The sequence below is a fragment of the Bacillus altaicus genome (assembly GCF_042136375.2).
GTDB lineage: Bacteria > Bacillota > Bacilli > Bacillales > Bacillaceae_G > Bacillus_A > Bacillus_A cereus_U.
This window is the reverse complement of record NZ_CM143394.1, coordinates 2,933,561-2,946,748: the sequence shown is the minus strand read 5'-3', so window position 1 is coordinate 2,946,748 and position 13,188 is coordinate 2,933,561. Positions and strand designations below refer to the sequence as shown.

The window sequence follows — 13,188 nt, the reverse complement described above, 5'->3', positions numbered from 1 at the left end:
AAGCCGATTTCCTGTACGTTATGTTGGTTTATAAACATGTTTGATCAAAGGTAAGTCTATTACTGCTGATTTACCTAATTTTAAAAGCCAGTTTTTGAAAAAAAGAGTTATCAAAATAGGCTCTAAACATATTTTATAGAATCACTTTTTATAAAATATGTTTGATTATTTTCGGTACGCGTTGTTGAACATTAGCACCCGATAGTTGAAGTGCCGAGTAGTCAAGCATTTCCCTCCGGTTGGTGGATAAGACCAACCACTTCTATTTTGGGATTTAAGTCCTATAAAACAACATCTACACGCTAAAAATTGCATCATATCTTCATATAGTCATAAAATTAATCTGTAGTCGAAAATGCGTAAAGAGCTGCTGAAATGAATTACTGAGAATACGAAGAATAAAGGAGAGAAACGGAGTAAAAACTAAAAAAATTAGACAAGGAAAATGGAGAGATGAATTAAATGTTAAAAATCATCAGACATTTAAAGCCATTTGTTGCTTCCATCATTGCAGTTGTATGTCTTTTAACTGTGCAGGCAGTATGCGATCTATCGCTGCCAGACTACATGTCTAACATTGTCAATGTAGGGATTCAACAAAAAGGTGTAGAAAATGCAGTACCTGAGGTTATTCGTAAAAGTGAAATGGATAAAGTTACGCTCTTTATGAATGAAAATGAGAAGAAAAAAGTAGCTGACAACTATGCGCTTTTAGATAAGAACAGCCTCTCTCAAAGTGAACTAGAAAATGATTTAAAAGATTACCCACAGCTTGATAAAGAACCACTTTATAAGCTACATACAGAAGATAAAAATACAATTAACGAACTTAACGATATCTTTGGGAAACCAATGTTAATTACACAAGGAATTGAAAAAGGCGGATTATCTGCTTTCCCTCCTGCTGCGACAGGTGACAACAAAACACCAGCGAAGCTTCCTCCAAATACAGATCCTTTTGCAGTCATTGCGAAACTTCCTCAAGATCAAATCAATGCAATGAAAGAAAAGGCAGATGAAAAGTTTAAGAATATGCCAGGCAGCATGGTAACACAATCAGCCGTTTCATTCATTGAGAATGAGTATAAAAAGATCGGTATCAATATAGATAAGCTTCAATCTAATTTTATTCTTACTTCCGGCGGGAAAATGCTGCTTTTATCCTTAGTAAGTATGGCAGCTACCGTTATCGTGAGTTTACTTGCTGCAAAAGTAGCTGCAGGACTCGGCAGAGACCTTAGAAAGAAAGTATTCCGGAAAGTTACAAACTTCTCGAATGCGGAGTTTGATAAGTTTTCCACTGCATCTCTAATCACAAGAAGTACAAATGATGTCCAGCAAGTTCAAACACTTATGGTTATGATGCTTCGCATTGTATTCTATGCACCAATTTTAGGTATAGGCGGCATTATTAAAGTACTTACTACAGACCTTTCAATGGGATGGATTATCGCAGTTGCGGTAATCGCGATTTTAAGCTTAGTCATTGGTTTATTTAGCATCGCGATTCCTAAGTTTAAGAGTATCCAAAAGTTAGTAGATAAAATTAACTTAATCACTCGTGAATCTTTAACAGGTATGCTCGTTATTCGTGCTTTTAATAATCAAAAACATGAAGAAAAGAAATTTGAAAAAGGAAATCAAGATTTAACAAAAACAAATTTATTTGTAAGCCGTTTAATGTCATTTATGATGCCAATGATGATGTTTATCATGAATGCTGTTACTGTACTTATTATTTGGGTTGGATCACACCAAGTGGATATGGGACATATGCAAGTTGGTGATTTGATGGCATTTATGCAATATACAATGCAAATCATCATGGCCTTCTTAATGATTTCAATGGTATCTATTATGGTTCCACGTGCTTCAGTTTCCGCACAACGTATCGCAGAAGTTTTAGATACTGACGTTACCATTAGTGATGTAAAAGAGCCGAAAACATTTGCTTCAGACAAGAAAGGTTACGTTGAATTTAAAAATGTTAGTTTTAGATATCCAGGTGCAGAAGAAGATGCGCTTTCCAATATCACCTTTACTGCAAAACCTGGTGAAACGACAGCTTTCATCGGAAGTACAGGTAGTGGTAAATCAACATTAATCAACTTAATTCCACGCTTTTACGATGTCACAAGCGGCCTAATATTAATAGATGGCACGGATATTAGAGAAGTATCTCAGAAGGAATTAAGAGAGAAAATTGGTTATGTACCGCAAAAAGGAGTTCTATTCTCAGGTACAATCGAGAGTAATTTGAAATACGGTAAGAAAGAAGCAACTGAAGAAGAACTCGCAAAAGCGGCAGAAATCGCGCAAGCTATGGAGTTTATTAAAGCGAAACCTGAAAGCTTCCGTACAGAAATATCACAAGGTGGTACGAACGTTTCCGGTGGTCAAAAACAAAGACTTTCTATTGCACGTGCTCTTACGAAAAAATCAGAAATCTTCATATTCGATGATAGTTTCTCAGCTCTTGACTTTAAGACAGACGCAGCATTGCGGAGGGCATTAAACAATGAGATTACAGGAAGTACTGTTGTACTTATTGCCCAAAGAATCAGTACAATCATGACTGCCGATAAGATAATTGTACTTGACGAAGGAAAAATAATTGGAACTGGTACTCATGAAGAGCTTATGGAAAACTGTGAAGTTTATAAGCAAATTGCTTTATCACAACTTTCAAGAGAGGAGTTGTCATCATGAGTGATAGAAAAATAGAAAATAGCAGACAAGGCGGCCCTGGTCCTGGTGGTGGCGGTCCTATGGGCGGCGGCATGAGAAAGATTGAGAAGGCAAAAAACTTCAAAGGAACGATGAATAAACTCCTTCAATACTTGAAGCCCTATAAATTATCAATCTTAGTCGTTATCCTTTTCGCAATCGGTAGTGCAGCCTTTACAATCGTTGGTCCAAAAATTTTAGGAAATGCGACAACAAAACTTTTCGAAGGACTCGTAAGCAAAGTATCAGGAGCACCCGGTGCGGCCATTGACTTTACCTATATCGGAAACACTGTTATTTTACTCCTTGGATTATATTTACTGAGCACTGTGTTTGGTATTATCCAGGGGTACATTATTTCTGGAGTAGCTCAAAAAGTATCTTATAACTTCAGAAAAGAAATCGACGAAAAAATTAACCGTATGCCGCTGAATTACTTTGATAAAACAACGCACGGCGAAGTATTGTCGAGAATTACAAATGACGTAGATACGGTGAGCCAAACGTTAAACCAAAGTATGTCGCAAATCATTACATCTGTTATTACGATCATCGGTGTACTCATCATGATGTTATCAATCAGTTGGCAAATGACATTAGTGGCGCTTTTAATATTGCCAGTATCGATGATTCTCATCATGGCAGTCGTAAAACGATCACAAAAATACTTCAAATCCCAGCAAGAATATTTAGGACACGTAAACGGTCAGGTCGAAGAAATTTATAGTGGTCACAATATCGTAAAAGCCTTTAACAAAGAAGAAGAAGAAGTAAAGAAATTCGAAAAGGTAAATGATACCCTTTACCACTCCGCTTGGAAATCTCAATTTTTATCTGGAATGATGATGCCGATTATGACATTTATCGGTAATATCGGTTACGTCGCTGTATCTATTTTAGGCGGATGGCTTGCGGTAAAGAGAACCATTGCTGTTGGAGATATTTTAGCCTTCGTACAATATGTAAGAAGCTTTACACAACCAATCGCTCAAGTAGCGCAAATCGCGAACGTACTTCAATCCACTGCAGCTGCTGCAGAAAGAGTTTTCGAATTTTTAGAAGAAGAAGAGGAAGTGCCAGAAGCAGAAAATCCAGTGAAACTGCAAAAAGTTCAAGGAGAAGTTACCTTCCAAGATGTTCAATTTGGATACAATCCAGATAAGATCATCATCAATAATTTCTCAGCTAACATTAAGCCTGGACAAAAAGTAGCAATCGTCGGACCAACCGGAGCTGGTAAAACAACGATCGTAAAACTGTTAATGCGTTTCTATGACATAAACAGCGGTGCGATATGTATAGATGGTCACGATATAAAAGACTTCACGCGAGAAGACCTACGCAGCATGTTTGGTATGGTACTGCAAGACACTTGGCTATTTAACGGACCAATCATGGAAAATATCCGTTACGGTAGACTCGATGCTACAGACGAAGAAGTAATTGAAGCAGCAAAAGCAGCTCACGTTCACAGCTTCGTAAAAACATTACCAAATAAATATCAAATGGAACTAAACGAAGAAGCAAGCAATGTATCCCAAGGACAAAAGCAACTACTAACAATTGCCCGCGCCCTTCTAGCGGATCCGAAAATATTAATACTCGATGAAGCAACAAGCTCCATTGACACTCGTACAGAAGTACTGATTCAAAAAGCGATGGAAAACCTTATGGAAGGTAGAACAAGCTTCATTATCGCTCATAGATTATCAACAATACGTGATGCAGATTTAATCCTTGTCATGAAAGATGGGGATATTGTAGAACAAGGTAATCATGAAGAGCTATTGAAAGCTGATGGTTTCTATGCTTCGCTTTATAATAGTCAATTTGAAGGTGCGGATGCTTCTTGAGTTAGGTGTCCCGAAAGTCCATTTAAATAACTAAAACCCACGGTGAAAATTCATTTTCTTCGTGGGTTTTTATCATTATGTTTTAGTGTTTCTCCACCTTCTCCTGTTTTATGACTTTCTCCAGAGATAAGGAGCATTTCTTCCCCATTAATTGTTGCCCAACGGATAACCGGTTTAATTAAAGGGAATTATCAAAAAGGGTACTATAAAACAGAACAAGCCCAAGAAGTAGATAAGGAGTGAACAAGCGATGGACAATATGATTAATACGGGCAACTTTGGTTTACAAAGGGGACCTGCTCAAAAAACGGTTGGCCAGTATTTGTTCGATTGCCTGAAACTCGAGGGCATTACCGAAATTTTCGGCGTCGCAGGGGATTATAATTTTACACTTCTTGATACTTTGGAGTGTTATAACGGCATCCGTTTTATAGAAGGACGAAACGAACTAAACTCGGGCTACGCTGCAGATGGTTATGCAAGAATCAAAGGAATATCGGCTCTTATTACGACATTTGGGGTCGGGGAGCTCAGCGCCTGCAATGCGATAGCGGGAGCTAATAGCGAGCATGTACCAATAATACACATTGTGGGTGCGCCTCCTGAGAAGGATCAAAAAGAGCATAAGCTGATGCATCACACCTTAATGGATGGGAATTTTGACGTTTTTCGCAAGGTGTATGAGCAGATTACGGCATATACCGCGGTACTTACGCCGGAAAATGCCAAGATTGAAATTCAGACTGCGATTCGCATTGCTAAGGAAAAGAAAAAGCCGGTATACCTGGTTATAGCTAATGATTTAGTGACCAAGCCGATTAAAGTCTGGGCAGAGCCAATACCACCACGTCCAGCATCCAACCCGAATACCCTTCAGGCTGCAGTGAATCATATCCGTCCGCTTTTGGAACGTGCCCAACGACCGGTTATCCTGGTGGATGTAAAAACGATGCGTTTCGGACTTCAGACAGCAACTCGGCAGCTAGCCGATGCAATGAATGTCCCTGTTGTAACGATGCTGTACGGGAAGGGGGCATTCGACGAGACCCATCCAAATTATATCGGAATGTATCTAGGCTCTTTCGGGAGGGCTGAAGTCCAAAGTACGGTGGAGAATGCAGATTGTATCATTGCGATTGGCATGGTATGGGCGGACACAAACACTGCAAAATTTACCGCAAAACTGAACCCACTGATAACTGTCAATATTCAACCAGACATGGTTAAAATCGCTGAGGCGGAATATCCGAATGTTCTTGCAGCCGACATGCTACTTGCCGTGCAGAAGGTGGGTTATAAGGGAAAAGGTTTGACAGAAAAAATTTCATTCCCTTACGATCAATTAACAACTACTGCTGACGGACCTCTAATGGCTGACGGCTATTATCCGCGTTTTCAGCGTATGCTGAAAGAGGGTGATATTGTAATCGCCGAGACCGGAACGTTTTATAATGGAATGGGAGAGGTAAGACTGCCGGGCAATGTAACATATATTGGGCAAGGTGGATGGCAGTCCATCGGTTACGCAATCCCTTCGGCGTTCGGTGCTATTATGGCGGCGCCAGCACGCCGAGTATTGCTGTTTACAGGTGACGGCGCCCTGCAGCTAACAGCACAGGAAATCAGTTCTATGCTCTATTACGGCTGCAAGCCCATAATCTTTGTCTTGAACAACGATGGTTATACAATTGAGAAATATTTAAATGTCAAAACAGAGGATCAAAAGTACAACCAAATCCCTCGATGGTCTTACACCAAGCTGGCTGAAGCTTTTGGAGGTAACGCGTTTACCGTTACGGTCCGGACCTACGGAGAGCTTGATCAAGCTATAATCCATGCTGAAAAGGAAAGCGCCGAAAGACTCTGTATAATTGAAATGATCGCAGGGAATTCGATGGACGCACCTGAATATATGCGACGGATGCGTAGTTATATGGAGAATCAGGAAATGCAGCGCGGTCAGAAATAGTATCCAATTCCCTAGTCCCTAATTGAATACTAATCGAACAGTTCTAATCATACTCTTTTAATAAAACGCAATTAAAGGGGTGTAAAGTAAGTTGACAAAAGTTAAGGTTAGTTTACGACCCATTGCAAGTAAGTTCAATTTACCTACTGTTTTGAAAACAACTATACTACCAGGTGACTCAATTGAAAGGTTATTTATTGCAACCCAGGTAGGAGAAATCTTTTACATAGGAGACGGAGTTATAAGGACTTTTTTAGATATTCGCCCGCGAATTATCAAATTAGGCACGTTTGAAGAAGGTGTCTCTAGTAGCGGTTATGATGAACGCGGATTGCTAGGACTAGCGTTTCATCCACAATTTTATCAAAACGGTTTATTTTACCTTCATTATTCAGTAGCTGGCACTCAAGGTCCGGGTGCCCTTTCTGAACCTTTTAAACCTAATCCGTGTGATCCGAAAACTTTAAACTTAAAGTGGGTAAATAGAGATACTCAATATGATCATATTGATACGGTTGAGGAATGGATTTTACAATCACATAGTCAACCTCAAAAACGACGGACATTACTTAACATAAGAAGGCCCTTTTTTAATCATAACGGAGTCAATAGTTTAAACTTTTCACCTGAGAGTGGAAAACTTGTTTTTACAAATGGAGATGGTGGATCGGGTTATGATCCATTTAATTTAAGCCAGGATGATTTAGAAATAGCGGGTAAAATAATTGAAATTGATGTAAGTAAAAATACATTCATAAATAACCCTCCAGTAGTTACACGCTTTAATGAGTTTCCTTTATCTATACAAGAAACACTTACAGTAATTGCGAAAGGAGTTCGGAATATAACAGGTATTTCATTTCAAAGGTTTTATAATCAGTATATCAAATATGCTGGAAATGTCGGGCAGGATATTGTAGAGTCTATTTTTTCGTTTGTTCATTATAAACCCATACCGGTTACCGAACTTGTTCAAACGCATTTAATGAGATCCACTCCCAATCAAGATGGATTTATTAATTTTGGTTGGCGAGGATGGGAAGGAGAATTTCCTACTTCTTTTATAAGGCACTGTTCTGAGAATCCTACTTTGGATGAGAGAACAATGGCTTATTATAATGAAACAATAGAAACATCAGTGAGGCGCATACAGCCCCTAATTAGTTATTTTCATAAAGATTCCAGAGCAGATAAGTTTGGAGGAACCTCACTTACAGGAGTACAACCATATATGGGAACTACAATTCCTAGTTTAACTGGTAGTATCGTGTTTACTGATCTTGCCAAGAAAGAAGAATCTCAATCTCCAGTAAAAGGAGTGTTAGCTTATACTAGAGCAAGTATAGACGATAAACGTAATGATTTTCATGTTATTGAAACCAATTATGATTTTGGTGCTCAATCAGCTTATTATGTTAGTTTAGGAACAAACTTAGATCAAACTAGATTATATTTAGGAGTTTACGGTTCTATGAAAGTAACTGATTTTAACAAAGGTACTATTTATGAAATTGTTCCTTGATACGATATAAACTCTAAGTCTAAAAATATAAGGAATTCATTCTTCTTTAAAACGCACAACCTGTTGTCCCCTTAAAAAACTTCTATGTATAAACGATTAGTAGAAAGTAACTCATAAACCATAAGTGTATGAATACTATAGTAAGTGATGAATTGGGTATCTTTAGGAGGTATTTTGATGAATCGCTTTAGGTGCTATTGGTATCAATGGATGATAGAGCAGGATGCGAATTTTGTTCATAAAAGAAAGGTGACTCCTGCAAGTAGGTTAGTCATTACAGCGTTACTCGGTTCATTTGCTGCTATTTTTCAATCTGCGGGGAACTTAATCCCTGGAATTGGGTTATTTATTAGTCCTTTCGCGACGCTACCGATTTTTCTGGCTATTTGTTATTCTATTCGTGAGGGAGTACTTTCTTATATTCTTACTATTTTCCTATTATTCATTATTGAGCCAAGTGAACTAATTGTCTTTCCCTTTACTACAGGATTATTAGGTATAGCGTTAGGAGTATCCTTTTTACAATTCAAGAGGAGGATTTGGGTAATTTCCTTTTCAGCGATATGTCTACTTATAGGAATTATGATCATTCTCGATATCTTCCGTTTTCCTGTACTTGGTCCTACTATTCATACAACTATGGATATGAAAATTATTACATTAATATTTATACTGAGTTTTCTATACTGCTGGATCTATGCAGAGCTGTGTAGAATAATAATGAATAGAGTATATAAAGTATGGTCTTAACAATTGTATAAAATCTTTTTGAATGAATACACTTTCTCATATATTTTCAAAGATTGGAGATTTAAATCATGTATAACGTTGAAATTAGAAGGCCGAATTCGGATGATATTGATGAACTAAATTTATTTTTCCGTCTAGTTATTACGAATACTTATAAAAACGAAGGGTTATCACAATTATTAGATGACATAGAAAATGAAATTAACTCGAAAAAACAATATTTGAAAAATGATTTTGATAGTAATGGAGAAAGTCGTTACTTTTTATTAGCAATAGATACAAATAACGATAAAATCATTGGAACGATTGAAATCGGTCCAGCAAGTACATTAATTAATAGTTGTACAGATGGTGTACTTAAGGATTTGTATGAAATAGGAACTGTATTTATACTTCCGGAGTATCAAAGAAAAGGTATAGGGAGTTTGCTGTTAAATGCAATGTTTCTTACTTTACTAGGTAAAGGAATAACAGAATTTTGTTTGGATAGTGGATATAAAAACGCACAAAAAATATGGAAGAAGAAATTCGGAGAGCCTATTTATGTACTGAAGGATTATTGGGGCGAATCAAGTGATCATATGATTTGGAAAAAAAGTTTACATGATATACCTATAATATTTGAATTATAAAATGAAATATGTCTCTGAACATAGCTTTTCTTACCTACTTATGCTATTATTTATCTTTATAATAAAAGAGGACGTGAATGAACTTGATTAAAATTAATATTCCTGAAGCTGATGTTTCAATTACTGAACGTAACCAAGTTATTAAAGGAGACGAGCCATTAATTACTCCAATTAACGGTTTTATCGATTTCCACTTGTTCCCTAGAGATAAAGGCGGCATTTTTATGTTTTACAATATTAATGACGAACTTCTTTTCGTAGGTAAAGCTCGTAAAATTAGACAACGTATTAAAAAGCATTTTGAAGATAATGTTTCACCAATCAAAAATAATCGTGATGAAGTATACCGTATCGATGCATGTATCGTAGAAGATCCAACAGAAAGAGAAATTTACGAAACTTACATCATTAATGAATACAAAGCGAAATATAACGTTGATAAAGTGTTTTATAAATAAACAACATTAGCGAAATGAAACAATCCTAGTACATACACTAGGATTGTTTTTATTTATATAGCTTTGTAATTTTTATCCGTAATGATTTCCTTCGCATTTGTTCCTCCTTATAAGGGAATATATTATTTAATCGACAGAATTTTTTCGTATTTTAAAGTAATGAGCGGCAATTAAAGAAATTACCCCGATTAATAACATAATAATTCCAAGAGTTTTATGCTTTCCTTCGAAGAAAGGTATGTCTGTAATTACATTTGTCATACATAATCCTAAGAACACAAGAATAGGTCCAATCCAAAGTAATATGTTGCCTAACTTTGTGTGTTTCTCCATGTAAACCCTCCTTTGTTTTAACATATATATCCATCGTCATTGCAATCCATAACTTCTAAATAAAGGTTAAAGTAAATCCCCAAGAGAAATATACTTTTTTTCATAACAAAAAATAAAGCATCATATATTGGTACAAGCAAATGAGAAAGGAGATCATCATGAATTGGCTAGAAGCTTTTATTTTAGGAATTATTCAAGGGCTGACAGAGTTTTTACCTATAAGCAGTACAGGTCACCTATATTTAGGGAGGCATATTTTTCAGTTAGATGAGGCAGGTTTGTTTTTAGATACGATGCTGCATATCGGAACTTTGCTTGCAGTGTTTATTTATTATAGAAAAGAATTCATTTATTTAATAAAAAATCCGTTTTCAAAGCTTATGTTTTTACTTATTGTCGGGACGATCCCTGCGGTTGTAATCGGCTTATTATTTAAAGACTTTTTTGAAGATATTTCAAAAACAGGTATAACAATAGGTTGGGAGTTTTTAGTGACGGGTTTATTTCTTTATATGGCCGATAAACAAAAGAACGGTCGTAAAAAAATGAATGATATTACATATAAAGATGCATTCATAATTGGTTCATTTCAAGCAGTAGCTATATTTCCAGCAATTTCTCGTTCTGGAATGACAATTGTCGCTGCATTATGGAGAAAGTTAGACCGCGAAACAGCGGCGTACTTTTCATTTTTATTATCAACACCGGCTATTGTCGGAGCTATCATCTTGCAATTTACAGATGTTTTTCAAGGGAAAGCAGAATCTATTTCTAGTACATCATTAATTGTCGGAACGTTATCAGCAGCGTTCTTTGGTTACATAGCAGTTTCATGGATGATTCAATATTTAAAACGTCATTCTTTAAAAGTATTCGCGTATTACGTATGGGGATTAGGTATTTTAATTTTAACGTTGCAATTCACACAGGTGTTTTAAATATAATTATCAAGAAATTAATTAGTTAAGATCCTGTTTCATTCATACACGACAGGATCTCTTTTCATTAAGGGGGAAAAAATGTTTACTAGGGCTATCGTTATCGGTGGAAGTATAGCAGGGAAACTCGCCGCAAAGGCTTTATCAAATACTTTTGAAGAAGTACTCATTTTAGAAGCCGGAGAAAGATGGGATGGGAAAGGTCCGCGAAAAAGAGTTCCGCAAAGTAATCATCCGCATGTGTTATTAAAAGGCGGCGAAGAAGCACTTGAGGAGTTGTTTCCTAACATTACTAATGAATTAATTGAAGCAGGTAGCATCGTAAATAACTTTACTCGAGATTTAAAATGGCATCAGTTCGGCCTATGGAAGCAGCCTTTCAAGGGCGAAATAAATATGATTCAGCAAAGTCGTCTTCTGTTAGAATCCCATATTCAAAAACGAATTGAACAAGTTTCAAATTTTACTACGAAGTATGAAATGTTGGTTGAAGGATTACTAGTAGATAACAAACTTAATAAAGTCTATGGAATAAGAGCTAAATGTTTGAAAACAGGAATGAAAGAAGAATTTCATGCAGATCTTGTTGTTGATGCAAGTGGATTTGGTTCAAAAAGTATAGATTGGTTACAAGAATACAATTTTGAAGTACAAGAAGAGAAAGTAAGAATTGATTTGTTTTACGCAACTAGAGTGTTTAGGCTCAAAGAAAAAGAGAAATTAGACTGCTGTAATATGCTTATGTCTCCAAGTTTTCCTGAGAATCCGTATGGTGTTTTAATTCAAACGATTGAAGATGATCGTTATTTTGTTACTTTTAGTGGATATGCAAATGAAAAAGCACCGCAAACAGATGAAGAATTTTATGATTTTGCTGAAAATCTATCAACCCCTAATGTTACAGAGTTTCTAAACAAATCTGAGGCGATTACCGATATAAAAACGTACAAAATTCCATATCAAGTACGCAGGCGATTTGATCTAGTTAATAATTTACCTGAAGGATTGTTAGTAGTTGGAGATGCGCATTGTCGTTTTGATCCAGTTTTCGGACAAGGTGTTTCAGTTGCAGCTATGGAAGCTCACCAATTGCAATTAATTCTTCAAGGGAGAAAAAGGCTTGATAAAACATTAACTCGAGAGTTTTATATGAAGTCTGCTATGATTATCAAAACACCTTGGGAAATGACCACAACGGAGATAGCACGTCATCCTAAGTTACAGAAAGAATTAACTACGAAACAAAAATTTCAGCAATGGTATACGAAACAAATATATCAACTTTCTGCAAGAGATTCTGATATTTATATTCGGTTAGTCAGAGTTATGAACTTAATTCGTAGTCCATTTCATCTTTTTCACCCTAGAGTATTACTTACTGTATTACTCAGACGAAAGAAATAGCAGGAAAATTATCGTTTGAAAAAGAATGTATAACAGTTAGTAAATCAAGAAGGGATAAACGGGATGGAAATATACATAGAACAATTAAAGAATCAAGACGCTGAAGATTTATTTAATTTTGAACTCACGAACAAATCATTTTTTGAAACAATGGTACCAAGTCGTGGCTCTAATTATTACGTGTATGAATACTTTCAAAAGCAACTTGACGAACTATTAAAAGAACAAACTGAGGGGATTTCTTATTTTCATCTCATACGTAATACAGAAAAAGAAATTGTAGGACGTATCAATTTAGTTGATGTAGATAAGGAAAAACGAATTGGGTCGTTAGGCTACCGAGTTGGAGAGAAGTTTACAAAAAAAGGAGTTGCAGCAGCATCTGTAAAATTGATTTTGGCTCAAGCAAGAGTCTATGAAATTAATGAAATACATGCTATGACAACAACAAATAACATAGCTTCACAAATTGTATTAGAAAAGAGCGGATTTTCTCGTGAAAAGGAAGCAGATACAACTACTGTAGATTTAAACGGAGAAAACGCAAATATCGTACATTATATTTGGAGGGCTACTAAGGATTAAAAATAATAGGGGGGGAC

11 protein-coding genes are annotated in these 13,188 nt (G+C 36.2%); 10 read left to right on the top strand and 1 reads right to left on the bottom strand.

Annotation, left to right across the window (positions count from 1 at the left end; translation table 11 throughout):
* The first annotated feature begins 462 nt into the window (after positions 1-462).
* The 7 genes from ACE38F_RS15440 to ACE38F_RS15410 all read left to right on the top strand — a co-directional run bounded on the left by ACE38F_RS15440 (position 463) and on the right by ACE38F_RS15410 (position 9,911).
* Entirely contained in the window at positions 463-2,709 is a 2,247-nt protein-coding gene (locus tag ACE38F_RS15440) for an ABC transporter ATP-binding protein (protein WP_375369071.1), read from the top strand.
* Positions 2,706-4,580 (top strand): ABC transporter ATP-binding protein, encoded by a 1,875-nt coding sequence (locus tag ACE38F_RS15435; protein WP_375369070.1) that lies wholly within the window; start codon positions 2,706-2,708, stop codon positions 4,578-4,580. The genes ACE38F_RS15440 and ACE38F_RS15435 overlap by 4 nt, the downstream gene beginning before the upstream one ends.
* A gap of 250 nt (positions 4,581-4,830) precedes the next feature.
* Positions 4,831-6,549 (top strand): alpha-keto acid decarboxylase family protein, encoded by a 1,719-nt coding sequence (locus ACE38F_RS15430; RefSeq protein WP_375369069.1) that lies wholly within the window; start codon positions 4,831-4,833, stop codon positions 6,547-6,549.
* Positions 6,550-6,640: 91 nt separating this feature from the next.
* A complete protein-coding gene (locus ACE38F_RS15425; RefSeq protein WP_375369068.1) occupies positions 6,641-8,071 on the top strand; it encodes a PQQ-dependent sugar dehydrogenase in 1,431 nt (476 codons plus the stop codon).
* Positions 8,072-8,248: 177 nt separating this feature from the next.
* The gene (locus tag ACE38F_RS15420) at positions 8,249-8,821 is read left to right on the top strand and encodes a YybS family protein (protein WP_215556459.1); all 573 of its coding nucleotides are present in this window, start codon (positions 8,249-8,251) and stop codon (positions 8,819-8,821) included.
* Between the two features lie 68 nt (positions 8,822-8,889).
* Positions 8,890-9,453, top strand: a complete 564-nt coding sequence (locus tag ACE38F_RS15415) for a GNAT family N-acetyltransferase (protein WP_215556460.1) — start codon at positions 8,890-8,892, stop codon at positions 9,451-9,453.
* Between the two features lie 77 nt (positions 9,454-9,530).
* On the top strand, positions 9,531-9,911 hold the full coding sequence (locus tag ACE38F_RS15410) for a nucleotide excision repair endonuclease (protein ID WP_002136542.1): 381 nt from the start codon (positions 9,531-9,533) through the stop codon (positions 9,909-9,911).
* Between the two features lie 126 nt (positions 9,912-10,037).
* Here the strand turns inward: ACE38F_RS15410 and ACE38F_RS15405 are convergent, their stop codons facing one another.
* Positions 10,038-10,244, bottom strand: a complete 207-nt coding sequence (locus ACE38F_RS15405) for a hypothetical protein (protein WP_215556461.1) — start codon at positions 10,242-10,244, stop codon at positions 10,038-10,040.
* A gap of 158 nt (positions 10,245-10,402) precedes the next feature.
* Here ACE38F_RS15405 and ACE38F_RS15400 point away from each other — a divergent pair, with 158 nt between their 5' ends.
* From ACE38F_RS15400 to ACE38F_RS15390, 3 genes are all read left to right on the top strand, one after another.
* Positions 10,403-11,182, top strand: a complete 780-nt coding sequence (locus ACE38F_RS15400) for an undecaprenyl-diphosphate phosphatase (RefSeq protein WP_215556462.1) — start codon at positions 10,403-10,405, stop codon at positions 11,180-11,182.
* A gap of 81 nt (positions 11,183-11,263) precedes the next feature.
* Positions 11,264-12,586: an FAD-dependent oxidoreductase gene (locus ACE38F_RS15395; protein WP_375369066.1), complete on the top strand. Its 1,323-nt coding sequence runs from the start codon at positions 11,264-11,266 to the stop codon at positions 12,584-12,586.
* 63 nt (positions 12,587-12,649) lie between these two features.
* The gene (locus ACE38F_RS15390; protein ID WP_375369064.1) at positions 12,650-13,171 is read left to right on the top strand and encodes a GNAT family N-acetyltransferase; all 522 of its coding nucleotides are present in this window, start codon (positions 12,650-12,652) and stop codon (positions 13,169-13,171) included.
* Positions 13,172-13,188 lie beyond the last annotated feature (17 nt).

Coding starts and splice junctions, on each gene's coding strand:
- ACE38F_RS15440 (WP_375369071.1), top strand. CDS start 463: ATGTTAAAAATCATCAGACATTTAAAGCCATTTGTTGCTTCCATCATT.
- ACE38F_RS15435 (WP_375369070.1), top strand. CDS start 2,706: ATGAGTGATAGAAAAATAGAAAATAGCAGACAAGGCGGCCCTGGTCCT.
- ACE38F_RS15430 (WP_375369069.1), top strand. CDS start 4,831: ATGGACAATATGATTAATACGGGCAACTTTGGTTTACAAAGGGGACCT.
- ACE38F_RS15420 (WP_215556459.1), top strand. CDS start 8,249: ATGAATCGCTTTAGGTGCTATTGGTATCAATGGATGATAGAGCAGGAT.
- ACE38F_RS15415 (WP_215556460.1), top strand. CDS start 8,890: ATGTATAACGTTGAAATTAGAAGGCCGAATTCGGATGATATTGATGAA.
- ACE38F_RS15410 (WP_002136542.1), top strand. CDS start 9,531: ATGAACTTGATTAAAATTAATATTCCTGAAGCTGATGTTTCAATTACT.
- ACE38F_RS15405 (WP_215556461.1), bottom strand. CDS start 10,244: ATGGAGAAACACACAAAGTTAGGCAACATATTACTTTGGATTGGACCT.
- ACE38F_RS15400 (WP_215556462.1), top strand. CDS start 10,403: ATGAATTGGCTAGAAGCTTTTATTTTAGGAATTATTCAAGGGCTGACA.
- ACE38F_RS15395 (WP_375369066.1), top strand. CDS start 11,264: ATGTTTACTAGGGCTATCGTTATCGGTGGAAGTATAGCAGGGAAACTC.
- ACE38F_RS15390 (WP_375369064.1), top strand. CDS start 12,650: ATGGAAATATACATAGAACAATTAAAGAATCAAGACGCTGAAGATTTA.